Source organism: Mesobacillus maritimus (genome assembly GCF_019749255.1).
GTDB classification, from domain to species: Bacteria; Bacillota; Bacilli; order Bacillales; family Cytobacillaceae; genus Mesobacillus_B; species Mesobacillus_B maritimus_A.
The window spans coordinates 290105-314887 of sequence record NZ_JACWFH010000008.1; the positions used below are offsets into that span (position 1 = coordinate 290105).

At 38.6% G+C, this 24783-nt stretch carries 29 protein-coding genes; 27 read left to right on the forward strand and 2 right to left on the reverse strand.

Translation table 11 applies throughout. From position 1 onward, the window contains the following. Positions 1 to 126 precede the first annotated feature (126 nt). From H0185_RS06840 to H0185_RS06870, 7 genes are all read left to right on the forward strand, one after another. Positions 127 to 723, forward strand: coding sequence for a CPBP family intramembrane glutamic endopeptidase (locus H0185_RS06840; RefSeq protein ID WP_221872449.1), 597 nt, complete (start codon positions 127 to 129; stop codon positions 721 to 723). Next, a complete protein-coding gene (locus H0185_RS06845) occupies positions 724 to 1473 on the forward strand; it encodes a LysM peptidoglycan-binding domain-containing protein (RefSeq protein ID WP_221872450.1) in 750 nt (249 codons plus the stop codon). 88 nt (positions 1474 to 1561) lie between these two features. After that, complete coding sequence (locus tag H0185_RS06850; RefSeq protein ID WP_221872453.1) at positions 1562 to 2020, forward strand: YpbF family protein; 459 nt, start codon at positions 1562 to 1564, stop codon at positions 2018 to 2020. Positions 2021 to 2157: 137 nt separating this feature from the next. Next, positions 2158 to 2967 (forward strand): metallophosphoesterase, encoded by an 810-nt coding sequence (locus H0185_RS06855; RefSeq protein WP_246629052.1) that lies wholly within the window; start codon positions 2158 to 2160, stop codon positions 2965 to 2967. A 94-nt stretch (positions 2968 to 3061) separates the two neighbouring features. Next, positions 3062 to 3649, forward strand: a complete 588-nt coding sequence (locus H0185_RS06860; protein WP_221872455.1) for a genetic competence negative regulator — start codon at positions 3062 to 3064, stop codon at positions 3647 to 3649. A 142-nt stretch (positions 3650 to 3791) separates the two neighbouring features. Further along, positions 3792 to 5069, forward strand: a complete 1278-nt coding sequence (locus H0185_RS06865; protein ID WP_221872457.1) for a Glu/Leu/Phe/Val family dehydrogenase — start codon at positions 3792 to 3794, stop codon at positions 5067 to 5069. 198 nt (positions 5070 to 5267) lie between these two features. Next, on the forward strand, positions 5268 to 6239 hold the full coding sequence (locus H0185_RS06870) for a YpdA family putative bacillithiol disulfide reductase (RefSeq protein ID WP_221872459.1): 972 nt from the start codon (positions 5268 to 5270) through the stop codon (positions 6237 to 6239). A gap of 108 nt (positions 6240 to 6347) precedes the next feature. Here the strand turns inward: H0185_RS06870 and H0185_RS06875 are convergent, their stop codons facing one another. After that, positions 6348 to 7319 (reverse strand): asparaginase, encoded by a 972-nt coding sequence (locus H0185_RS06875; RefSeq protein WP_221872461.1) that lies wholly within the window; start codon positions 7317 to 7319, stop codon positions 6348 to 6350. A gap of 95 nt (positions 7320 to 7414) precedes the next feature. Between H0185_RS06875 and prsW the strand changes: the two genes are divergently transcribed. The 8 genes from prsW (at position 7415) to fni (ending at position 14528) form a co-directional block, all read left to right on the forward strand. Further along, entirely contained in the window at positions 7415 to 8110 is a 696-nt protein-coding gene (prsW, locus tag H0185_RS06880; RefSeq protein WP_221872463.1) for a glutamic-type intramembrane protease PrsW, read from the forward strand. Positions 8111 to 8227: 117 nt separating this feature from the next. Continuing rightward, on the forward strand, positions 8228 to 9142 hold the full coding sequence (gene sleB, locus H0185_RS06885) for a spore cortex-lytic enzyme (RefSeq protein WP_221873065.1): 915 nt from the start codon (positions 8228 to 8230) through the stop codon (positions 9140 to 9142). A gap of 12 nt (positions 9143 to 9154) precedes the next feature. Beyond that, positions 9155 to 10504, forward strand: coding sequence for a germination protein YpeB (gene ypeB, locus H0185_RS06890; RefSeq protein ID WP_221872465.1), 1350 nt, complete (start codon positions 9155 to 9157; stop codon positions 10502 to 10504). An 89-nt stretch (positions 10505 to 10593) separates the two neighbouring features. Next, positions 10594 to 10788, forward strand: coding sequence for a YpfB family protein (locus tag H0185_RS06895; protein WP_221872468.1), 195 nt, complete (start codon positions 10594 to 10596; stop codon positions 10786 to 10788). Between the two features lie 90 nt (positions 10789 to 10878). Further along, complete coding sequence (cmk, locus tag H0185_RS06900) at positions 10879 to 11553, forward strand: (d)CMP kinase (protein ID WP_221872469.1); 675 nt, start codon at positions 10879 to 10881, stop codon at positions 11551 to 11553. A gap of 2 nt (positions 11554 to 11555) precedes the next feature. Then, complete coding sequence (locus tag H0185_RS06905) at positions 11556 to 12137, forward strand: lysophospholipid acyltransferase family protein (protein ID WP_221872471.1); 582 nt, start codon at positions 11556 to 11558, stop codon at positions 12135 to 12137. 183 nt (positions 12138 to 12320) lie between these two features. Further along, entirely contained in the window at positions 12321 to 13460 is a 1140-nt protein-coding gene (rpsA, locus tag H0185_RS06910; RefSeq protein ID WP_221872473.1) for a 30S ribosomal protein S1, read from the forward strand. Between the two features lie 12 nt (positions 13461 to 13472). Continuing rightward, positions 13473 to 14528 (forward strand): type 2 isopentenyl-diphosphate Delta-isomerase, encoded by a 1056-nt coding sequence (fni, locus tag H0185_RS06915; protein WP_221872475.1) that lies wholly within the window; start codon positions 13473 to 13475, stop codon positions 14526 to 14528. 194 nt (positions 14529 to 14722) lie between these two features. Here the strand turns inward: fni and H0185_RS06920 are convergent, their stop codons facing one another. After that, on the reverse strand, positions 14723 to 14869 hold the full coding sequence (locus tag H0185_RS06920) for a YpzI family protein (RefSeq protein ID WP_221872477.1): 147 nt from the start codon (positions 14867 to 14869) through the stop codon (positions 14723 to 14725). An 81-nt stretch (positions 14870 to 14950) separates the two neighbouring features. On the opposite strand from H0185_RS06920, the gene H0185_RS06925 reads away from it, so the two are divergent. The 12 genes from H0185_RS06925 (at position 14951) to H0185_RS06980 (ending at position 24783) form a co-directional block, all read left to right on the forward strand. Further along, positions 14951 to 15580, forward strand: coding sequence for a YphA family membrane protein (locus H0185_RS06925; protein WP_221872479.1), 630 nt, complete (start codon positions 14951 to 14953; stop codon positions 15578 to 15580). Then, positions 15577 to 16464 (forward strand): YIEGIA family protein, encoded by an 888-nt coding sequence (locus tag H0185_RS06930; protein WP_221872481.1) that lies wholly within the window; start codon positions 15577 to 15579, stop codon positions 16462 to 16464. The genes H0185_RS06925 and H0185_RS06930 overlap by 4 nt, the downstream gene beginning before the upstream one ends. Then, positions 16454 to 16639 (forward strand): capping complex subunit for YIEGIA, encoded by a 186-nt coding sequence (locus H0185_RS06935; protein WP_221872483.1) that lies wholly within the window; start codon positions 16454 to 16456, stop codon positions 16637 to 16639. Before H0185_RS06930 ends, H0185_RS06935 begins: the two co-directional genes overlap by 11 nt. 172 nt (positions 16640 to 16811) lie before the next feature. Beyond that, the gene (der, locus tag H0185_RS06940; protein WP_221872484.1) at positions 16812 to 18122 is read left to right on the forward strand and encodes a ribosome biogenesis GTPase Der; all 1311 of its coding nucleotides are present in this window, start codon (positions 16812 to 16814) and stop codon (positions 18120 to 18122) included. Between the two features lie 24 nt (positions 18123 to 18146). Next, positions 18147 to 19205 (forward strand): NAD(P)H-dependent glycerol-3-phosphate dehydrogenase, encoded by a 1059-nt coding sequence (locus tag H0185_RS06945; RefSeq protein ID WP_221872486.1) that lies wholly within the window; start codon positions 18147 to 18149, stop codon positions 19203 to 19205. Between the two features lie 238 nt (positions 19206 to 19443). Next, positions 19444 to 19644 carry a DUF2768 domain-containing protein gene (locus tag H0185_RS06950; protein WP_221872489.1) on the forward strand — a complete coding sequence of 67 codons (201 nt, stop codon included), beginning with the start codon at positions 19444 to 19446 and terminating at the stop codon, positions 19642 to 19644. Positions 19645 to 19677: 33 nt separating this feature from the next. Then, positions 19678 to 20391, forward strand: a complete 714-nt coding sequence (locus H0185_RS06955; protein ID WP_221872491.1) for a hypothetical protein — start codon at positions 19678 to 19680, stop codon at positions 20389 to 20391. Positions 20392 to 20614: 223 nt separating this feature from the next. Continuing rightward, positions 20615 to 22093, forward strand: a complete 1479-nt coding sequence (gene spoIVA / locus H0185_RS06960; RefSeq protein WP_221872493.1) for a stage IV sporulation protein A — start codon at positions 20615 to 20617, stop codon at positions 22091 to 22093. 361 nt (positions 22094 to 22454) lie between these two features. Continuing rightward, positions 22455 to 22727, forward strand: a complete 273-nt coding sequence (locus H0185_RS06965; RefSeq protein WP_139195392.1) for an HU family DNA-binding protein — start codon at positions 22455 to 22457, stop codon at positions 22725 to 22727. A gap of 199 nt (positions 22728 to 22926) precedes the next feature. Then, positions 22927 to 23493, forward strand: coding sequence for a GTP cyclohydrolase I FolE (gene folE / locus H0185_RS06970; protein ID WP_221872495.1), 567 nt, complete (start codon positions 22927 to 22929; stop codon positions 23491 to 23493). 12 nt (positions 23494 to 23505) lie between these two features. After that, entirely contained in the window at positions 23506 to 23739 is a 234-nt protein-coding gene (gene mtrB, locus H0185_RS06975) for a trp RNA-binding attenuation protein MtrB (RefSeq protein ID WP_221872497.1), read from the forward strand. A gap of 207 nt (positions 23740 to 23946) precedes the next feature. Beyond that, positions 23947 to 24783 carry a heptaprenyl diphosphate synthase component 1 gene (locus H0185_RS06980; RefSeq protein WP_221872499.1) on the forward strand — a complete coding sequence of 279 codons (837 nt, stop codon included), beginning with the start codon at positions 23947 to 23949 and terminating at the stop codon, positions 24781 to 24783.

Below are 24783 nucleotides of genomic sequence, written 5' to 3' on the forward strand. Positions count from 1 at the left end.
AAGACTTTTTTATGAAAAAAACAAATTTGAACACTCTCTTCTCATAATTGTTTTCTGACAATCCGTTTTCATTTGGAAAGTATCTGATTTTGAGAAATGAGCATTAAAATAAGTAGGCGATTATCGATGAAAAAAGATCAATATAGAGAACTTATAAATAGTTTATCGGATAAAGAGTTGTCCTTCCATCTTTTTTTAACGCAAATATTGCTGTTAGCAGTAGCATTTATTTTAGGAATCTTTTTATTTGATGGCTTCGAGGAGTTTCTTGAACTTTTCAGATGGAATGATCCCTTAACTTGGCAAGTAGGTGCCACGGCTGGTGTAGCTGTGGTAATAGCCGACTTGACGCTGATGAAATTACTCCCACCATCGCTATATGATGATGGTGGATTGAATCAAAGAACCTTTCGTCATAAAAACGTGTATCAAATTGCTGTTATTACAGCTTTGGTTGCATTTAGTGAAGAAATTTTATTTCGGGGGATTATACAAACACACACTGGTTTAATTGTTTCGAGTGTAATCTTTGCCCTTGTCCATTATCGTTACTTATTTAATTGGTTCCTATTTATAAATATTATCTTTTTAAGTTTTGTGATTGGATATATATACATGAAGACTGGGAATTTAGCTGTAACCATTACCATGCATTTTATCATTGATTTTCTCCTGGGTCTTTCTATAAGTGTGAGAAATAAGCAGGAACAGGAAGGGATATAAATGAATAAGGAAGCGCCTTACCGTGATCAAGCAGAACGTACACGAAAAAAAATAGTCAGGACTAAAGGGAACAATACTAGTCCTGAAATGGAGGAACTACCACCGAGAAGTAAACTACATAGACAAAAGAAAAATAAAAATAAGTGGAAGCTAAAATATCCTGTTATTAGGCTCCTCGCTGTATTTTTTATTTTATTGCCCATTTCCATTTTTAGCGCTTATAGTTATCTAAATAACAAAGGTGGGGACGGAGAGAATGGGTCAATGAAAACGGGAGGCTACGAGAAAATTAATATAGAAAAAAACAACAGTACCACAGAAACCTCACTACCTGTTCGTTTTGAGGAGAAGGATATAGAGGCAGAGGGGAAAGCGCCTGTTGAGCCAGCGCCATTGGCCGAGGATTCGGTCCCTTCACCAGCTGATAATAAAAATCCTCCTGCTCTAACACCCAAAACACAGGTCGCCACCAAAGTCACACCTGTAGAGCCTGAAGAATCTCAAGAATCCCAAGAATCTCAAGATTTAGTACCTAACCAAGGTCAAGAGATTAGTGAACCAAATTCAGAGGAAGCAACGACAGATGAAAAGATTGTCTACCATACAGTCAAGGAAGGGGATAATCTCTTTCGAATTTCGCTTGCTTACTACAACTCACAACACGGGATGGAACGAATTCGGCAAGCTAATAATCTTCAAGGGGATGAGGTCCAATTAGGGCAAGTATTGAAAATCCCGCTAGAGAATTAAAAATAAGCTGGTTTCTCCAGCTTATTTTATTTGGATATCACATAATTAGTAGGACAAGGTCATATATTCCTTACGAGGAGGGGTGAGTATGGAGAATTCAATCATACACCTTGATGACCGTACAGATCAGGCTACAAAACAAATGCTGAATAATGTAGTAAAAAGGAAGCGGAAGTATGATGATTTTAAGAGAAAACACTTGATTGTCATGATTCTAACTATGTGTATGACTTTCCTATTCTTCCTTTATCTTTATCAAACGACTATAAAACCCTATTCCTATTCATTTTATGAAATTTTTTCTGCATTTTTCAGTCATTCGGGTAATTTATATTTGTTTGTTTTAACTGGGGGTCTTTTTGGGTTAATGAACCTTCTGAGAGATAAACGAGATAAAGCGGAAAAAGAATTTCATGCCCTGAGATGTGAAATTATCGATAAGAGTAAGGATTTATGGAAAAAAGAACATGAATGGAAAAGTCGTCATATTGTCTTTGAAATGATGAAAGAAAAATTTGATATTAACTTATATCATGAGAATAAGTAAGGTGTGCTAAAACATTACTATTTCTTTATCAAACAGTTTCTGGAAATTATTTCTGATTCATGCTAGTCTAGTACTAGTTTTAGTTCCTCTTATACTTTGTATGAGAGGTTTTTATTTAATTAAGAAAGGGTAAAGACATGGAATACCTTTTAGGCATGATGCTAGTTGTAATCATTATTTTTGCTTGTATCCTCATTTATTATATGTTCAAAGAAGCTCATGCGGATAGAACGCTCACTCATAATTTGAATTTTCAAGAATTACCTATCGATTTTGGAGAATTATCTATCTTTTTTATATCTGACATTCACAAAAGAAGGGTTTCGGACACCATTATAGAAAATGCTAAGGGAAAGGCAGACTTTGTGATTATTGGGGGAGACTTGGCGGAAAAAGGGGTTCGATTAAATCAGATCAAAGAGAATTTAGAGCTACTAAATCAGATTGGTCCCATTTATTTTGTTTGGGGAAATAATGACTACGAGATCAATACAGTTGAACTAAGGGCTTTAATGAATAGGTTAGGAGTAACAATCTTAGAAAATACTGCTGTATCTTTGAAGGGGTATAAGCAGTCACAGGTTGCACTCCTTGGAGTAGATGATCTTACCGTGGGTCAATGTGACCTTGAAGGCGCAGTTAGCTCTTCAGTTGAATCATCATTCAGAGTATTAGTAAGTCATAATCCAGAAGTTATCGATATGGTTACAGCTGAACATCAGATTCAGCTAATTCTCAGTGGTCATACCCATGGAGGTCAAATAAGAATTTTTGGTTTCGGGCCGTATGAAAAAGGGGGAATCAAAAAAGTGGGGAATACCCTTTTATTTGTCAGTAATGGGTATGGGACGACTACTCTCCCATTAAGGTTAGGAGCTAAAGCAGAAACGCACTTAATAACAATCAACCCTTCGCGCTCCCGAGTTAATGATAAAATTGGAAAATAACAGAATCGCTGGTTCGTAGAAGAAAAAACTCACCTTCCGGAAATTATCTCATACACTGTAAACAAGAGCTTCGTTAACGGCAGGGGGCACGAATATGCGCTTAGAGAGGTTAACATATAACAAAATAAAAATATTTTTAACGACTGATGACCTTTCGGATCGAGGGTTATCCAAGGAAGATATTTGGAAAGACTCGATGAAGTGGAATCAGTTATTTCATGATATGCTTGAGGAAGCAAGTGACGTATTTGGTCTTGAGATACTTGGGACAGTCGCGGTAGAAGTATTTTCATTGCAGGCCCAGGGCATGGTTATGATTGTGACCGTTGAAGAACAGGAGCAGGATGAGTTACCCTTTGATGATGACGATGATGGGTTCATTGAGATGCAGGTTACAATGGAAGGCCGTGAAATTATTCTTTTTGAATTTGCCAACATTGAAGATGTTATCCAATTGTCCAAACGATTATATGATGCTGGAATTGGTGGAGGAAGCTTATACTTTTTAAACGATACTTATTACCTATCAATGAATGGGTTACAGCCTGACCCTGATAAAACGGTTTCTTTGCTAGCGGAATATGGTAATCCATCGATTTTTAGCATCCACCGTTTAATCGAATATGGTAGGGAAATCATTGATGAAAATGCAGTTGACACAATGGTTTATTACTTCTTTTAGAGCAGCAGTCATGATCGACTGCTGTTTCGTTTTAAAGATTATTAAGAACCGTTTATTATCCTTGCATTAACTATCTAAAAGTGTAATACTATTGTCTGAAAGCGTCTATAACTGCAATTGCAATTTTAGGAGGATTTCAAGAATGGTGGCCGCACAAAATGACGGAAATGCAAATACAGAAGAAAAGCTTGACGTCCTGCGTTCTACGCAAACTGTTATTCATAAGGCTTTAGAGAAGCTAGGATATCCGGACGAAGTCTATGAGTTATTAAAAGAACCGCTACGAATGATGACAGTCAAAATTCCAGTTCGAATGGACGACGGTACAGTTAAAGTCTTTACTGGATACAGAGCTCAGCATAATGATGCAGTTGGTCCAACAAAAGGTGGCATTCGGTTTCACCCAAATGTAACGGAAAAAGAAGTGAAAGCGCTATCAATATGGATGAGTTTAAAATGTGGAATTGTAGACTTGCCATATGGTGGTGGTAAAGGTGGCATTGTCTGCGACCCGCGAGATATGAGTTTTCGGGAATTAGAGAGGTTAAGTCGTGGATATGTTAGGGCTATTAGTCAAATCGTTGGCCCAACAAAAGATATCCCTGCACCAGATGTCTTTACTAATTCTCAAATTATGGCGTGGATGATGGACGAATATAGTAGAATTGATGAATTCAACTCCCCTGGATTTATTACAGGTAAACCATTAGTACTTGGTGGTTCGCATGGAAGAGAATCAGCTACTGCAAAAGGCGTTACCATTTGTATTCGTGAAGCAGCGAAAAAGAAGGGAATTGAACTTGAAGGCGCGAGAGTAGTCGTACAAGGTTTCGGAAATGCAGGAAGTTTCTTATCAAAATTCATGCATGACGCTGGAGCTAAGGTTGTCGGTATCTCCGATGCATATGGTGCTCTATACGATCCAGATGGCCTTGACATTGATTATTTACTAGACAGACGTGATAGTTTTGGTACAGTTACAAAGCTCTTCAATAATACGATTTCGAATAAAGAGTTACTAGAACTTGATTGTGACATCCTTGTACCAGCTGCGATTGAAAACCAAATTACTGAAGAAAATGCCCATAATATTAGGGCAAGTATTGTTGTCGAGGCAGCAAACGGCCCGACTACCTTAGAAGCAACACAAATTCTTACAGATCGAGGAATCTTGCTTGTTCCGGACGTACTGGCGTCAGCTGGTGGTGTAACAGTTTCCTATTTTGAATGGGTTCAGAATAACCAAGGTTATTATTGGACGGAAGAAGAGGTCGAATCCAAGTTAGAAAAGGTCATGGTTAAATCATTTGATAATATCTATAATACATCTCAGAGTCGCCGCGTCGACATGCGTTTAGCGGCATACATGGTAGGCGTACGAAAAATGGCTGAGGCAAGTAGATTTAGAGGATGGATATAAGGAATAATGATTATGATTGAATCTTTCTGTTAAATCTCCTATCATTTAAGATAGGGGATTTTTTTATCTGTAGGCTGTGATAAAGTACAAGGTTGGTGGGGCTCCGTCGTATTCGCGGAATTTAACAGCCATGGGTCTACAAATTAAACGCTATTTACAACAATGTTTTCGGGTCAAGAGAAGGAGTGACATGAAAAAATGTCAAAAGAAGATATCATTATTATTGGTGGTGGCCCTTGCGGTTTAGCTGCCGGGATTGCCCTAAAGAAAATTGGGAAAAACCCACTTATTATCGAGAAAGGAAACATCGTTAACGCCATTTATCATTACCCAACACACCAAACCTTTTTCAGTAGTAGTGAAAAGTTGTCAATTGGGAATGTTCCGTTTATTACAGAAGAGCATAAACCTAAACGAAATCAGGCATTGGTTTATTATCGTGAAGTGGTCAAACGAGAGAACCTTCGAATTCATGCTTTTGAAAAGGTGGAAAGTGTGGACAAGACTGTAGATGGGGAATTTAAGATAATTACGAATAAAAAAGAATATAGCGCAAATTATGTTGTGGTCGCAACAGGTTATTATGATCATCCAAATTATATGGGAATTAAAGGAGAAGATTCGTCGAAGGTTTCACATTATTTCAAAGAGGCACACCCTTATTTCGATATGGATATTGCCGTAATAGGCGGTAAAAACTCTAGTGTGGATGCAGCTCTCGAGCTTGTGAAAGCAGGTGCAAGGGTAACTGTTTTGTACAGAGGGAATGAATATTCAAGCAGTATCAAGCCTTGGATTCTCCCAGAGTTTGAAGCACAAGTTCGCAATGGAATCATCAAAATGGAATTCAATGCTCAAGTAACGGAAATTAGAGAAAAAGAGCTTGACTATAAACAAGAAAACAATCTGAAAACAATTAAAAACGATTTTGTTTTTGCGATGACAGGATATCATCCAGACCACGGATTTCTGAGGAAAATGGGGGTTGAAATGGATGACGATACGGGGAGACCGACCTTTAACCCTGATACTATGGAAACGAATGTTTCAGGTATTTTTATAGCCGGAGTGATTGCTGCGGGAAATAATGCTAATGAAATTTTTATTGAGAATGGTCGCTTTCATGGTGAGCATATTGCTGCTACGATTCAAGAAAAAGAACAGGTGTAAGAAAGAGAAAAACAGGCTGGGGTTGCACCAGCCTGTTTTTTTACACTAAGAAAGTATGGGTTTTAATTTAGAGGCTAGTTCACAGTTCTAGAGCCCTAGCGCTTCTTCTTAAAGCCTGAACATCTCGGTTATTTCGCTTAGGTCATCTGTTCTAGCTAGGGCAACCAAAAGCTTTATCCGAGCTTTTTGCCCATTAAGTCCATTTGAAAAGATGACCCCCATTTCCTTAAGGTGTTTCCCCCCGCCTTCATAGGCGTAAACGTCCTGAACAATTCCATTAAATGCCCGTGAAACAACGACAACGGGTATGTTGTTGGCAAGTAAAGCTTTGATACCTGGTACGGTAGCGGGAGGCATATTTCCTTGGCCGAGGGCCTCTATGACTACACCATTAACCTTTAGATCCCTTGCAGCATAGAAAAGGGATGCATCCATTCCAATATGGGCTTTAATAAGGATAACCTGCTTTGATAAATTAGAAATAGTGTAATTCTCTCGGTAGGTAGGCATATGATGAAAAAAGATCCCCTGTTTTGTAACGATTCCAATTGGTCCGAATTGTGGACTTTGGAAAGTAGAAACATTACTAGTGTGCGTCTTCGTTACATTTTCTGCAGTATGAATTTCATCATTTAAAACAACCAGAACACCTTTATTATAAGCCTCCTTACTAGAAGACACTCTTATGGAAGAAATTAAATTATACAAGCCGTCAGAACCAATTTCATTGCTTGAACGCATTGCACCAGTGACCACGATTGGAAAATTTGCCTGAACTGTTAAATCTAAGAAATACGCTGTTTCTTCCAGTGTATCGGTACCGTGGGTAATCACAGCGCCATCAATTTCTGTACTATGATTGTATCGCTCGAGAAGCTGTTTAAGCTCCATCATATTATCCGTCGTAATATGTGGGGAAGGCAGGTTAAAAGGCTCCTCAACAATTAAATTGGCTAGACTACTTAGAATCTGTCCTTCTTCTGTTAAAGGGTTTTTAGCCCCAGGCTTAACGGCTCCACTTGTATCTTCGCTCATAGAAATGGTCCCGCCAGTATGTATGAGTAATATTGTTTTTTTCATTAATAGAACCTCCTCTCCTAGATTTAGAAGAATTCATTTTCTTTCTACCCATATCATGATACGATTAATAAAACAATTTGAAAAGAGGATAGCTAATGCTTGGAATTGTAACTGCTGGAATTGCTCCAGGCTTGGCACTAATGAGCTATTTTTATTTGAAAGACCAATATGGTTCCGAGCCGTTTGCGATTGTTTTTAAGACATTTATCTTTGGTGCCCTCCTTGTTTTCCCGATTATGTTCATCCAATACGTATTTAAAGTGGAAAACGTGCTACAAGGTTTGTTTTATGAGCCCTTCATCTCAATGGGTTTATTAGAAGAGTTTTTTAAATGGTTTATTTTATTTTATACAATTTATCAGCATGTATCTTTTGATGAGCCCTATGATGGGATTGTCTACGGTGCTTCTGTTTCATTAGGCTTTGCCACGGTTGAAAATATATTTTACTTATTTGCTAATGGGCTAGAATATGCCTTTGGACGTGCGCTCCTCCCGGTTTCTAGTCATGCTTTGTTTGGTGTCATAATGGGCTATTATCTAGGAAAGAGCAAATTTTCTCCTGACTCCAATAAGAAATGGTTAGTTTTATCTTTGCTGATTCCTTTCATCCTTCATGGGAGCTATAATTATATTCTAATTACTCTGGAGGATTGGCTGACCATGATGATTCCTTTTATGATTTTCCTATGGTATCTAGGATTGAAGAAAGTAAAAAAGGCACGCCTAATGAGTGATAAGCATTTTAATCAACAAATAATTTATGAAAAACCCTTCATTTCAGGAAAATGAGGGGTTTTTTCTATTTTCTTGCATAAAAGCACAATAGTTACAAAAAATAGGATTAATCTTAAAGGTTACTAGTATAGATCAGGGGGGTTAGTCGTGAAAATCAAGTCGTTTTTGAAAATGGTTGCAATACTCGTTTTAATCATCACTCTGATTCCTTGTAGCAACTTTGAGCAACGTGCTGAGGCGTTTTCAAATCAAGTTATTAGGCAGGGAGCTGTTGGTGATGATGTCTTAGAATTACAGTCAAGGCTTCAGTATCTCGGCTTTTACAACGGCAAGATCGATGGAGTATTTGGTTGGGGAACTTATTGGGCGCTTAGAAATTTCCAATATGAATTTGGTCTAAAGGTGGATGGATTGGCAGGGCAAGAGACAAAAGCGAAACTAGCAAAAGCCTCCCAATACCACGAGGATCATGTGAAAAAGCAAATAAAAGAAGGTAATAAATTTACCCATTACGGTGGAACGAATATTAATAAACAAGGTGGTTCTAAAGCCCCTGCAAAGAACCAATCTGGAGCGCAAGGAAACAATCAATCAGGTGGCCAAGCGAAAGAGAAACCAAGTGCTCAGGGTAATCAAAATGGACAATCTGGTGCAAAAGGAAACAATGCAGCACCACAACAAAATAATAATAAACCATCAAAGGTAACAGCCGCAAATACGCCTAACGGATTTTCACAAAATGATATTCAATTAATGGCAAATGCAGTTTATGGTGAGGCTCGTGGTGAACCATACGAAGGCCAAGTAGCAGTAGCAGCTGTCATTCTGAATCGACTAGAAAGTGCTACTTTTCCTAATACCGTATCGGGGGTTATTTTTGAACCACTAGCTTTTACGGCGGTTGCTGACGGTCAAATTTGGTTAACTCCAAATGAAGGGGCAAAGAAAGCAGTCCTCGATGCCATTAATGGCATGGATCCGACAGGGGATGCTTTATATTATTTTAATCCAGATACTGCAACGAGCAGTTGGATTTGGGGCAGACCGCAGATTAAGAAAATAGGTAAACATATTTTTTGTAAATAGAGGTGAGGAATTTTGCTAAGAGGCATCTTAATTACGGTTCTTGCTTTAGGCGTTGCTGGTGCAGCCTTTTGGGGCTACCAAGAACACCAAGAAAAAAATGCAATTCTTCAAAATGCAGAAAACAATTATCAAAGAGCCTTTCATGATTTATCGTTTCAAATGGACCTCTTGAACGATAAAATTGGAACGTCATTAGCGATGAATTCCCGGAGTTCACTTTCTCCTGCATTAGCAGAAGTTTGGAAAATTACTTCCCAAGCACATAATGACGTGGGACAACTCCCTTTGACCCTGGTACCTTTTAATAAAACAGAAGAGTTTTTGTCAAATGTAGGGGATTTCGCATACAAAACAGCAGTTCGAGATTTGGATAAGGAGCCTCTAACTGATAAGGAATATGGTCAGTTGAAGTCTTTGTACCAAGAATCTGCTAAAATCCAAAATGACCTTAGACAGGTTCAACATATGGTTTTAGAGAATCGCTTAACTTGGATGGATGTTGAATTAGCACTTGCTACTGAAGGAGCACCTAAGGACAATACCATTATTGATGGTTTCAAAACAGTAGAGAAAACAGTTGAAAGCTATTCAGAAACTGAGTTCGGTGCTGGCATGGTTACGATGAAAAATCAAGATGAAAACTTTCAATATCTCAAGGGCAATAAAATAGATAAAAAGGAAGCAGAGAAAATTGCAAAGAAATGGGCTAAACCAAAGGATGGGGTAGAGATAAAGGTAACGGAGAATGGAGAAGGTTCAGATTATGGCTTCTTCAGTGTTTATCTCGAGGACAAAAAAAATAAAACCCATTCCTCAATGGATATTACCAAAAAAGGAGGATATCCAATCTGGTACCTTTCTTCTCGAGATGTAAAGAAACAGAGGATTAGTTTAAATGATGCAGCAGAAAAGGCCATTGCCTTTTTAAAGGAAAATGACTTTGAAGACCTTGATCTCTTTGAAAGTGCACAGTATGAAAATATGGGAGTCTTCACTTTTGTTGGGACCAAGGGTGATGTCCGAATATATCCAGATGCCATGAGGGTAAAGGTGGCTCTAGATAATGGAGACATCGTTGGATTCTCAGCTGAGGACTATTTAAAATCACATCATGAGAGAGAAATCCCAAAGCCATCCATTTCAGCTGAAGAAGCAAAGAAAAAGGTAAATCCAAATGTTAAGATTATGGAAGAAGGCCAAGGGGTAATCCTGAATGATTTAAGTAAAGAAGTATTCTGCTACGAATTTATTGGCGTATTAGGGGACGACACATACAGAATCTATATCAATGCTGACAGTGGCATGGAAGAAAAGGTTGAAAAATTAGATAATGCAGAACAAATCTATGAAGACGTAGTGTGAGGAAGAGCAACGCTTTTCCTCTTACATAAGTCCTTGGGACTAAATTTAGAGAAATCTTCCCATAATAAATGGGAAGGAGTGGGATAGGATTGAAGACCTTTGAAAGAATATTAATTAAATTGGTTATTATTCAGTTTGCTTTTCTGTTCATTACTCAGCTTTTCTTCCATCAGTTGAATGTCTTACCCGAGCTTAAGGTCATTACCCAATATGAAGGGGTTGTGAAAGAAAAAAATACTGAATCGGTGGAAACGATATGGGAAAATCAGAAAGCGGGGAATTAACCTGCTTTCTTTTTTCTTGGTTGCACTAGCTTTTCTTGTGTTAAAATAAAGAGAATGATTGTATATACTGTTAGGGTTATAGGAGGCATTATGAATAAAAAAATTTCAATTGCTATTGATGGTCCAGCAGCTGCTGGTAAAAGTACCGTTGCTAAAATTGTGGCTGAAGGACTAGAGTACATATATATAGATACAGGTGCAATGTATAGGGCACTCACGTACAAGGCAATTACGAATCAAATCGATATTAAGAATGAGACGGAGTTAATGAAAATCCTTAATGACTCTGCTATCGAATTGTTGCCAGGAAAAGCGGGACAGATTGTTTTATTAGATGGTGGAGATGTCACAAATGATATAAGAACTTCAGAAGTCACGAATAACGTCTCTGTTGTCGCAGCCCATGAGGCTGTCAGGAAAGAAATGGTAAAAAGACAACAGCGTTTTGCCGAACAAGGCGGAGTCGTGATGGATGGGAGAGATATTGGTACCCATGTGCTACCTAACGCTGAAGTTAAGGTTTTTTTGCTGGCTAGCGTTGAAGAACGAGCACAGCGAAGGCACAGTGAAAATATTCAAAAAGGATACCCATCCGATTTGGAAATCTTGAAGCAAGAGATTGCGCAACGGGACAAGTTTGATTCTGAGCGTGAGGTTGCACCTTTGAAAAAGGCCAAAGACGCCATAGAAATCGATACAACATCTCTATCCATCCAGCAGGTTGTTGATCAAATCATGAAACTTGCTCTTGAAAGGATTGGATGAACGTGACTTTTTATGACTTCGCTAGATCGGTTGTATACGGTGTGTTCAAACCCCTCTATCGCGTTGAGGTCATTGGAAAAGAGAATGTTCCTGCTGAAGGAGGAGTGTTACTCTGTTCGAACCATATTGATAATTTCGATCCGATTATCGTTGGAATGATGGCTCCTAGACCTGTTCACTTCATGGCGAAAGAAGAACTATTCAAAGTACCTATTCTAGGAAAGATGGTCCCCCATTTGAATGCTTTTCCTGTAAAACGAGGAATGAGTGACCGTGAGGCGCTCAGGAAAGGTCTTGCAGTCCTAAAGGAAGGAAAGGTCCTCGGATTATTTCCAGAGGGAACTAGAAGTAAGAACGGAGAGCTAGGAAAAGGTCTTGCAGGGGCTGGCTTTTTTGCACTTAGAACAGAAGCCCATATTGTTCCTTGTGCAATTGTCGGGCCGTACAGACCTTTGCGTAAATTAAAGGTCGTCTATGGGAAACCAATCGATATGACGATAATTAAGGAAAATAAAGGGAATGCTGAACAAGCAACTGAATTAATTATGGGTGAAATCCGTAAACTACTAAACGAATACAAATAATCTTTTCACAAACTAAGATAAGAACTACTACTGCGTGTTTGTGCTTTATCGCTTGACAAAAAAGAGGATTTATAAGAAGTTAGTGAAAAGAGACTTTTTTAGAATATTCTCTATCTATTATTTTCAATGGGATGAATTCATCTCGATATTTTAGAGTAGTCCATGGATTAAGGAGGAGTACATATGTCAGAAGAAATGAATCAAATTGAGGTAAAAAGTTTCGAAGCTGGTGATCGAGTAAAGGGTCAAGTAACAAAAGTAGAAGAAAAGCAAGTTATTGTTAACATTGAAAATAGCAAGTTAGACGGGATTATCCCGATAAGCGAGCTTTCGAGCCTTCATATTGAAAAAGCAGAAGATGCAGTCAAAGAAGGCGATGAGCTTGATTTAGAAGTGCTCAAGGTTGAAGAAGAGGCATTGATTCTTTCTAAGCGGAAGGTTGATGCAGAGAAGGCTTGGGACGAGTTACAAGCTAAATTTGAGAGTGGAGAAGTATTTGAAGCAGAAGTGAAGGACGTTGTTAAAGGTGGTCTTGTAGTAGACCTTGGCGTTCGTGGGTTTGTACCTGCTTCATTAGTTGAAGCTCATTTTGTGGAAGATTTTTCTGATTACAAAGGGAAAAATTTAACCTTTAAAATTGTAGAATTCGATAAAGAAAAAAACCGCCTGATTTTATCCCATCGCGCTGTTGTTGAACAAGAACAAAGTAAGAAAAAGCAGGGCCTTCTCGAGTCATTACAAGCTGGACAAGTAATTGAAGGAACTGTTCAACGTATTACAGATTTTGGTGCCTTTGTGGATGTTGGCGGCGTTGACGGACTTGTTCATATTTCTCAACTCTCTCATGAGCATGTTGAGAAGCCTTCAGATGTTGTTCAAGAAGGTCAAAAAGTCCAGGTAAAGGTTTTAAGTGTTGACAGCGATAATGAAAGAATCTCTCTTTCAATAAAAGAAACACTTCCTGGGCCATGGTCAGATATTGAAGAAAAGGCTCCTAAGGGTAGTACGCTGGAAGGTGTAGTTAGACGCTTAGTATCATATGGTGCCTTCGTTGAAGTGTTCCCGGGTGTTGAGGGTCTCGTTCATATTTCTCAAATCTCCCATCGCCATATCGGAACTCCTCATGAAGTCTTGCAAGAAGGTCAGGAAGTAAAGGTTAAAGTTCTAGATGTAAATAAAGCGGATGAACGTTTATCGCTAAGTATGAAAGAATTTGAGCCGAAGGAAGAACCTGATGCATCTGAATATGAACTTCCGGAAGAATCAAAAGGATTCCAGTTGGGTGAAATGATTGGAGACAAGCTAAAGAATTTAAAACAATAATGGTGATGTATAGTGTCAAGAAGTGAACGGAAATCAGATCATATAAGGCTTGCCCTTGAGACTGGTCAGCAACGTAAAACAGGTTTAGATGATATACGATTTGTTCATCAAAGTATTCCTGAGTCTTCACTTAACTCCATTAATTTAAAAACAGAAATTGGCGGACTTGTATTAAGTTCGCCAATTTTTATAAACGCAATGACGGGTGGAGGCGGCGAAAAGACTCTAGAAATTAATCGGAGCCTTGCACAGGTGGCAAAAGAAACGGATATTGCCATTGCCGTGGGTTCTCAAATGTCAGCTTTACGGAATCAAGAAGAAAGACGTACCTTTGAAGTGGTGCGTGAAGAGTACCCAACCGGGATTGTTTTTGCTAACCTGGGGAGTGAGGCCACCGTTGATCAAGCTAAAGCTGCAGTAGACATGGTTCAAGCCAACGCTCTACAAATTCACTTAAATGTTGTCCAGGAGCTAGCAATGCCAGAAGGAGATCGTGACTTTCGTGGTATGCTTTTGCGAATTGAGAGGATTATAAATGAGTTAAATGTCCCCATCATAGTAAAGGAAACAGGTTTTGGTATGGGGAAAGAAACAATAGAAAAACTTTTCTCAATAGGAGTATCTGCTGTCGATGTAGGAGGCTTTGGTGGGACAAACTTTGCTGCAATCGAAAATCAACGTAGGTTGAATAAACTATCCTTCTTTGAGGATTGGGGAATCCCAACGGCAGTCTCAATCGCCGAGGCTAGATATATGAGCCCTACCTACCCAATCATTGCTTCTGGAGGGATACAAACTAGTTTAGAAGTAGTCAAGGGAATCGCCTTAGGTGCTAATGCCGTAGCGCTTGCTGGATATATTCTAAGAGTACTGACCGACCAGGGACCTGAGGTACTTATAGAAGAAATTAATAATATTAAACAAGAGTTGACGATAATTATGACTGCCTTAGGGGCGGAAACAGTGAAGGAATTACATCATACCCCACTAATCATTTCTGGGGCAACATGGCACTGGCTTACTCAAAGAGGCATTGATACAAAACAATATAGTATAAGAAAAAAATAAGCTTCTGCCTTTGGCAGAGGCTTATTTTTTTGAAATGAGTTGGCAAATTAATTGAAACTCTAACTAGCTGAGCTTACGTAAAAATTTGCTATAGGATGTTAGCGTGATTTTTTCAAAAATAGCATTTTTTTGCAGAAATGTAGCCTGATAATGGACCTTTAATCCTTTACAAGGGCTCAATCAGTAAGTCTTCCTTATTCACTTTGTTTACCATCGTTGAGCCGATGAGCTTCTTCGGGGCTTTGTAGCTTTGAAGACCCAGGATAATGAAGTGCTTGATCCCGGTCAGATTCAACCTGTCCGCTTTTTCTTAACTTTCTTTCCTGTCGATCGCGTCCCATTATTTCCACCTCCTCCTCTTAACATGGAACTAGTAAAAAAGTTTATTCAAGAAAGATTAAAGTACATAGGATGCAGACATAATGGAAATGATAGGAGGGGACGCGATGGAAGGGGCATTATTTTACTGGTTTTCTTGGCTGGGTTGGGTATGGATTACCTTTTTTACGGCAAAACAAAACAAATATAGATTCACCATTGCTTTCGTACTACTCATACTGATTATTTCCTCTCCCTATAAAATGGAATTCCTAGGGATTGAGGTATACATACCTGCCTTCGTGCTTCTGGCATATGCTTTGATTGAAACTGCAAAGCTTAGGAACAGAATATTTCTTAGTGTATTCGTTACATCGTTTATTATCATGCTTGGTTATGTTAGTTTTTTGCTTTTTGAATTATTTGATCCAGTATGGGTCATTTTTGACCGAAAATGGTTAATTTCATTGAGTGTTCTTTTATTAGCCACAGCACTGCAATCTGAGCGACGCTTCCAAATTTTGTCAATGGGATTCGGGATGTTGCTTGGTGAATTTCTCTTTTCATTCATTATGAAGAAATTAACATTTCCATACATTGTTGCCTCGCCAGCATTCTTAGATATTGTTTCGTTAGCGACAGTGATTTTAGGGGGATGGGTGTCCTTTCAGTATTTTGCTGATTTGATAGGGAGTTATACGAATCAAGGAAGGGGGAAGCAGAAATCGTCATGACAGAGTTCACGCTTCCGATAGCATTTGGAATTTTTACAGGAACATTTTCAAGATTGTTAATGCTTCGGACGGATTACCGGCAATACCCTACATATCTACACGGGAAAATTATCCACGTCGCACTCGGGTTTATCGCTTCAGGATTAGGGGCTGTCTTTGGACCAGCAATTATTCAGGAAGAGTTTACAGCCATTACGTTTCTTACAGTTGCTGCTTCTCAGTTCCGAGAAGTAAGGAATATGGAAAGAAATACATTGACGGAATTAGACAATTACGAACTCGTTACAAGAGGTAAAACTTATATTGAAGGAATAGCAATCGCTTTTGAAAGTCGTAATTATTTAGTGATTTTAACTGCGCTTGTAAGTACTCTTGCTTATCTTTTATTTAACGTATGGATTGGAATCATTGTGGCCATAGCATCAATGATTCTCTCTCATTATTTGATGTCCGGTGGGAAATTAAAAGAAATCGTCGACATTGAGTATGTTGAGCCGAGATTTGATGGCGCTGGTTTATATGTAGACAATATTTATATTATGAATATTGGGTTGCCTGAAAGGCAAAAAGAAGTACTTCGGTATGGAATGGGGTTCATATTGAAACCTAAATCATTTAATGCAAGAGCTACCATTGCGAATCTTGGACAAAGGCAAGCAATTCTTCATGATGTATCCACAGCCTTAGGAGTTTATCGGGATTCAGGCACACCTGCACTTGTTCCCCTCGCTAAACGGGACCTCGATGATGGACGTGTTGGAGTATTTGTTCTTCCTCAGGATAGGGATATTGAGAAGGCAATTAAAGTGATTGGGGATGTACCTACTCTTGAAAATGCCATTAGAATGTCAACTGAGAAAGTTGGGATGAAGAATGAATCTTGAAAAATATATATTGGCTGTAATCACAACGAATAAAAATAAGGTAGCAGCGGGTACGGGTGTCTTCTATTGTGATTCAAAACAGGAAATGGAAAGTGTGACGGCGAATTTGGAAGCGATTTTAGATGGAATCGCCCATGGGCTTTCTGATGAACTTTATGTCATAGTTAAGCATTAAAAAGGTTTTCGTTGCCTGTATTGGAACATTTTTGATAGAATAAGTAAGTTAGGCCCTTCTATAAAAGAAGGGTTTTATTTTATCACAGCTAATAGGAAGTTAATTTGTCTAAAAATGAAAATTCGGACTTTTTTAAAGTCCTATCAATTGTGTATTTGAAAGGGTGAAATATATGGCGAAACCTGTGGTAGCTATTGTTGGGCGTCCAAATGTAGGGAAGTCAACAATTTTTAACCGTATTGTTGGGGAACGCATTTCAATAGTGGAAGATATTCCTGGAGTAACAAGAGACAGAATTTATAGTTCAGCTGAATGGCTCGCTTATGACTTTAACATCATTGATACTGGTGGGATTGAAATCGGCGACGAACCGTTTCTTGAACAAATCCGTCTACAAGCTGAAATTGCTATTGAAGAAGCTGATGTAATTATCTTTTTAGTAAATGGCCGAGAAGGTGTCACTGCTGCAGATGAAGAAGTGGCTAAGATCTTATACAGATCCCAAAAACCTGTTGTTCTCGGAGTCAATAAAATTGACAATCCAGAAATGCGTAGTGAAATCTATGATTTTTATGCATTAGGGTTTGGCGAGCCTATCCCTATCTCAGGATCCCATGGTTTAGGAATAGGGGACTTGCTTGATGAGGCTGCAAAACACTTTCCTAAATCTGGTGCAAAGGATTATGATGAAGATATAATTAAGTTCTCTTTAATTGGCCGTCCGAATGTAGGAAAGTCATCATTAACGAATGCTATACTTGGTGAAGACAGGGTTATTGTTAGCTCAATCGCTGGTACAACAAGGGATGCAATTGACTCAAACTTCAAGTATAACGGACAAGATTATGTAATCATTGACACTGCAGGGATGAGAAAAAAAGGGAAAGTATATGAGACAACAGAAAAGTATAGTGTATTACGTGCGTTGAGAGCTATTGAACGCTCAGATGTGGTCCTTATTGTGATCGACGGTGAAGAAGGAATCATTGAACAAGATAAGCATATTGCTGGTTATGCACATGAAGCTGGACGAGCTGTCATCATTGTCGTAAATAAATGGGATGCAGTTGAGAAAGACGAAAAGACAATGAAGGAGTTCGAACAAAACATTCGTGAGCATTTCCAATTTCTTAGTTATGCACCAATTGTCTTCTTATCTGCAAAAACGAAGAAGCGCATCCATACCTTAATGCCGATGATTGATGTTGCTAGTGAAAATCATTCCAGAAGGGTTCAAACAACGATTCTAAATGAGGTAATCATGGATTCGATCGCGATGAATCCTGCACCTACTGATAAGGGTAAGCGTCTAAAGGTTTATTACACTACCCAAGTCGCTGTGAAGCCTCCTGTCTTTGTTGTTTTTGTTAATGATCCCGAGCTTATGCATTTTTCTTATCAGAGATTTTTAGAAAATCGTATTCGCGATGCATTTGGATTTGAGGGGACTCCAATTAAGATTTTTGCAAGGGAACGTAGTTAAAACTTTTTATTAAAAAGGGTTGTGATGAGAGTGGAACGGAAACTAGAGGTAGTGTCTGTTATTGGAGCTGGGAGCTGGGGAACTGCCCTAGCAATGGTATTGGCAGATAATGGCCACCATACAAGGTTGTGGAGCCATAATCCTAGCCAAGTCGAAGAAATCAATTCAACTCACACGAACGAGAAGTATCTTCCAGGCATCACCATCCCAGAATTAGTAAAGGGATATGGTGATTTGGCCGAGGCTGTATCAGGTGTAGAAACCATTATTCTAGCAGTACCAACAAAAGCAATTAGAGAAGTACTGAAAAAAATTGTTCAATTTCAAAAGGAACCACTTACGATTGTTCACGTTAGCAAAGGAATTGAACCTGATACGTTATTAAGAATCTCACAAATGATTGAAGAAGAAATGCCATCCAATCTGCTAGGTGAGGTTGTTGTCCTGTCAGGGCCAAGCCATGCTGAGGAAGTAAGTTTGAGGCACCCAACAACCGTAACTGTTAGTGCGAAGAATATGCTTGCAGCAGAGCGGATACAAGATTTATTTATTAACCAAAATTTTCGGGTATATACCAATCCTGATGTAATCGGCGTAGAAATAGGCGGAGCATTGAAGAATATTATTGCTTTAGCAGCTGGAATTTCAGACGGTCTTGGATATGGGGATAATGCCAAAGCGGCCCTAATCACACGGGGGCTAGCTGAGATTGCTCGCCTTGGAGTGAAAATGGGTGCAAGTCCACTGACTTTTTCTGGTTTAACTGGAATCGGTGATTTAATTGTGACATGTACAAGTGTACATTCACGAAACTGGCGAGCTGGGAATATGTTGGGGAAAGGCCATCATCTTCAAGAGGTGTTAGACAAAATGGGGATGGTTGTCGAAGGTGTGCGAACAACCAAAGCGGCATATCAGTTAGCGGAAAAATTTGACGTGAGGATGCCAATTACTTCTGCCTTACATGGTATTTTATTTAATGAGGTCAATCCAAAAGATGCTGTTGATGGATTGATGAATCGTGAAAAAACTCATGAAGTAGAGGATCTGGCAAATATTCTTGACTCAAATCCAGCTAAATAATAATTAATTTGTAAATATAGGCATTCGAGGATGCGAGTCGCTGAGACGTTGCATACAATGCAACGAAGCAACTGGTGGTTTGAACCGGGTGTTTGGGTAATTTAGTCACATTTATACTGAGATAAAGAATCTGCCCCTTCTTTATCTCAGCTTTTTTTTATGTCGAGAAAGTCCTGCATTTGTCCAAGCCGTCATTTTTTATGTTATAATACATCTCGGAAAAGGGGAGTGGTCTACAATGTCACCAGCTTTATTAAAAATGTATGTGTCATTTGCTGGAATGGCGTTTATGTTTTTATCGCTTATAATACTTTATTTTAGTCGATATAAACTTAAAGGTTTTTTTAAATTATTCACTGCTGTCATTGCATACTTCTTCATGGCTACAGCGGGCTTAATTATCTTTTTTGTAGTATTTAGCGGACCGACTAGTGGTTAAAGATATACTGGAAATGAGAGTAGGAAAATTGTTATGAACAAATTAAAGAAAATCGTGCCTAGTCTATTACTTGTTTTAACCTTTTTATCGGGATGCATGTATCCGGAAGAAAATTTAGCGCAAAATAATATCCCGTACGAAGCTCAACTTGAATCAGTGCAAAAAGCTGTGGATCAATACCAAGAGAAAAATGGCGGTATTTTGCCGATTAAAACTAAGGATGCATCAACCCCTATTTATCAAAAATATTTAATTGATTTTAAAAAAATTGTACCGGGATACATACCAGAAATACCTGGGAATGCTTTTGAAAACGGGGGCGTTTTTCAATACGTCCTTATTGATGTCGAAACAGATCCAACAGTTAAATTATTGGATCTTAGGATTGCTGATACCATTAGAGATATAAACTTGAGATTAAGCACAAATAAATATCCACCATTTAAAGATCAGCTTTCCAAAAATGTCTTTACGCTTGACTTTAGTAAACTTGGTTTTTCTGAGGATCCTGTAGCTGTTAGTCCGTATACAGGAACGAATCTTCCTTTCGTGATTTCTGGTGAAGGAGAAATCTACGTGGATTATCGTAGCGATCTTTATCAGTTACTTAAAGACAGTGAACAGAGTATGACTCCTGGGGAGGATATTCGGTATATTCTAACTGAGGACTCTATGTTTGTACCTGCTTACTCTCTACCTTATACAGTTGATTCTGCTAATAGTGAGCCAATCTTTTTGGATAATTAGGCATAACCCTTCTTCTGCAAAATATATTGTGGAAGAAGGGTTTTTTTTACCTTCAGGGAGTGGTAGTGGGAATAGAACCCACACATCTGTGGGATAGAATAACACTAAAAAAATAAAAAAAATGTCATAGAGGTATAGGACAACATCATAAATATATATTGTCCCAGATTACCAATAAGGATGATATTTTTTCCCACTAACTCTATGATCGGGAGGGGATCACTTGGAAAAGGTAGATATTTTTAAAGATATTGCCGAAAGAACGGGCGGCGATATATACTTGGGAGTTGTCGGTGCAGTAAGAACAGGCAAATCCACTTTCATCAAGAAATTCATGGAGCTAGTTGTTTTACCGAATATAGAAAATGAAGCGGATAGGGCTCGCTGTCAAGATGAGCTGCCACAAAGTGCTGCTGGTAAAACAATTATGACAACAGAGCCGAAGTTTGTACCAAATCAGGCTGCTTCGATTCACGTAGACGAAGGCCTAGATGTTAACATTAGGCTAGTAGATTGTGTAGGGTACACGGTACCGGGTGCTAAAGGATATGAAGATGAAAATGGACCGCGGATGATAAACACCCCGTGGTATGAAGAACCAATTCCTTTTCATGAAGCAGCGGAAATTGGCACAAGGAAAGTTATTCAAGAACATTCAACCATTGGTGTTGTCATTACCTCAGATGGTACTATTGGGGATATTCCGCGGATGGATTATATTGAAGCAGAGGAAAGGGTCATTGAGGAGCTAAAAGAGGTAGGAAAACCGTTCATAATGGTGGTTAACAGTGCTCAGCCTCATCACCCTAACACGGAAACGCTTAGAACACAGTTAGCAGAGAAATATGATATCCCTGTTATCTCCATGAGTGTTGAAAGTATGCGTGAAAGTGACGTGTTAACGGTTCTTCGTGAGGCCTTATATGAATTCCCTGTACTTGAAGTGAATGTAAACCTACCTAGTTGGGTTATGGTGCTCAGGGAAAATCATTGGCTTCGTGAGAGCTATCAAGAAGCGGTGAAAGAGACTGTAAAAGATATTAAAAGATTGCGTGATGTAGATAGGGTAGTCCAGCAATTTAGTGATTACGAGTTTATTGAAAATGCTGGATTAGCAGGAATTGAGATGGGGCAAGGGGTAGCAGAAATCGATTTGTTTGCACCGGATGACCTATATGACGATATCCTAAAAGAGATTGTAGGGGTAGAAATTCGCGGAAAGGATCATCTTCTTGAATTGATGCAGGATTTCGCTTATGCAAAAGCAGAGTATGACCAAGTTGCGGATGCGTTAAAAATGGTAAAGCAAACAGGTTATGGAATTGCTTCCCCGTCCTTAACAGATATGAGTCTTGAAGAACCAGAGATTATCCGCCAAGGTTCAAGATTTGGTGTGCGTTTAAAAGCAGTGGCTCCATCTATTCATATGATTAAGGTAGATGTAGAATCAGAGTTTTCTCCGATTATTGGTACAGAAAAGCAAAGTGAGGAACTTGTCCGCTACTTGATGCAGGACTTTGAGGATGATCCACTATCCATTTGGAATTCAGATATTTTCGGTCGAAGCTTAAGTTCAATTGTAAGAGAGGGAATTTCCGCAAAACTTTCCCTAATGCCGGAAAATGCCCGATACAAATTGAAAGAGACGTTAGAACGAATTATCAACGAGGGTTCAGGCGGCTTAATTGCAATTATATTGTAAACTTTCAGACTCCGATTCGGAGTCTTTTTTGTTTCTTTGCAAATAAATTGGAAAAAACATATAAAAAATGGTATCTTACTAACAATTCTTTGGCTTGAATGAAAAGATTACCATTATTTCTTGAATTTATCTTGATAACCCTAAATGATTGTGATAATCTTTTAACAGATTAACGTTGCAGGGCCGAAAACCCTTGTTATATCTAGGTTTTGTCGGTAAATTCATTTTTTTAACGACGATATGCCAAACATTGTAAGAAAAATGTTCTAGCAACGTATAGAATCCCGTAGTTTTGTTTAGAAATGTAATAATAGGTTATTTTCTGAGCACTATTAAAGGATTTTGGGAGGAGGTGAATGGCATGAACAAGACAGAACTAATCAATGCAGTTGCAGAAGCTGGAGAACTTTCTAAAAAGGACGCAACAAAAGCAGTTGACGCTGTTTTTGATTCAATCTTAAATGCACTAGCAAGTGGTGATAAAGTACAATTAATTGGTTTTGGTAACTTTGAAGTTCGTGAGCGTGCTGCCCGTAAAGGACGCAACCCACAAACAGGTGATGAAATCGAAATCTCTGCGAGCAAGGTGCCAGCTTTTAAACCAGGTAAAGCTCTTAAGGATGCAGTAAAATAATTACATATAGATATCCTAAAGCATACTTTGAGAAAAGGCCGCAAAATAAGCGGCCTTTTTCTTATGGATAAACTTTATACTAGGAAATCCCCCTTTGACTTTTTATTATTTTGCTTGCATACAAAAAATTATGCTAATATGGAAATGATATAATTTGTAGTAAAAAGAAAATCTTGTGTATTTTTTAGGAGGAAAAGGAATGGCCGAGGTAAATCACGCCCAAATTGAGGAAGCGGTGCGTTTATTATTAGAAGCTGTAGGGGAAAATCCAAACCGAGAGGGTCTTCTAGACACACCAAAGCGGGTTGCGAGGATGTATGAAGAAATTTTCGCGGGGCTAGACCAGGATCCTGAAGAATATTTTGAAACCATCTTTGGAGAAGATCATGAGGAGTTAGTCCTTGTCAAAGATATCCCGTTCTACTCCATGTGTGAACACCACCTTGTTCCTTTTTACGGAAAAGCGCATGTTGCCTATATTCCTAAAGGCGGAAAGGTTACTGGATTAAGTAAACTTGCAAGAGCGGTTGATGCAGTAGCAAAGAGACCGCAACTACAAGAGAGAATAACTTCAACCATAGCTAATGCAATCATGAATAAACTTGAACCACATGGAGTTATGGTCGTTGTTGAAGCGGAGCATATGTGCATGACGATGCGAGGAGTCAAGAAGCCTGGCTCAAAGACAGTTACCTCCGCTGTAAGAGGAACGCTTGCAGAAGACGTGAATGCACGAGCTGAAATCTTGACGTTAATTAAAGAATAAAGGGTGATGAGAATGGAAAAAAAACCTATGCAAAATTCAGACTATGTTGTTATTAAGGCGAATGATGATGGGGTTAATGTAATTGGCCTAACACGTGGGACAGATACAAGGTTTCATCACTCCGAAAAGCTTGATCAAGGGGAAGTTATGATTGCCCAGTTTACTGAGCATACTTCAGCAATAAAGATTCGTGGAAATGCAAGTATCATAACCTCTTACGGTGAGATCACCAGTGATAAAAAATAGATTTTCGAAATAAACAAATTTGATACAATGTTGGACTGAAATTATTGGTAATCACCTTTAATTTGTATTTCATTCCCAAGTTATCAGTTATTTATGATATAATTGTGACTGCTTTAAGGTATGAATATTTTAAGACAAAAGAACCAACAAATAGATGCGATATTGGGTAATCTAGCAATTCGCTAGTAAGCCAACTTCAGGACAAGGGTGATTCATTTGCAAGACTTTCACACAACAATAGAGCGCGTAAGGGATCAATTATCGAAAAAATTATTTCATTCGTATTTGTTTCAGAATATTGAAGCTCCAGTGGTGGACGAGGACAAGCTTCTCTTTCTTGTTTCGTTTCTTCATCAACTTGGGCTTTCTAAGGATGAGATAGATAATTACAGTGTCACTACAATGCTTTTGCAAATAGCCCTTGATACTCATGAAAATGTCCAGAATTCAATACCTGAAGAAGAATCTTCTGGATTAAAACATCGACAACTAACTGTATTGGCGGGTACTTACTATAGTGGCTTATTCTATCAACAGCTTGCACATGCAAACGACATTGAAATGATTACAACTCTAGCAGCAGGTGTAAAAGAGGTTAACGAACATAAGATTTCTGTGTATCGTAAGGACTCGGATGCAATTGATAAACTAATGAATAGTGTTAAATTGGTTGAATCCTCGCTGTTTTCTCGGATAGCAGATCAATTTGGAGTTGTGGAATGGAAAGATCTTCTTACTAATGTGATGTTTGTAAAACGGATGATTGATGAGGAGAATCGCTTTCTACAGTCGGGATCGTCCATAGTTTTCGACGGGCTTAAAAAGCTATCTTTTCCGAGAAACAATCAGGAATTGGCTAAAATCTCTTCTGAACAGCAAAAATACCTGCTTTCCATTTGTGAACGCTATATAGATTTTTCCATCAACATCATTGAAGCAGCGATCAAAAAGCTGCCTGCCATGGAAAATCTCACGAAAGAACGTCTGGATGAGATTCTTGGTCAGAACCGCTCGATAAATAAAAAAACGTTGGAAGAAGGGTGA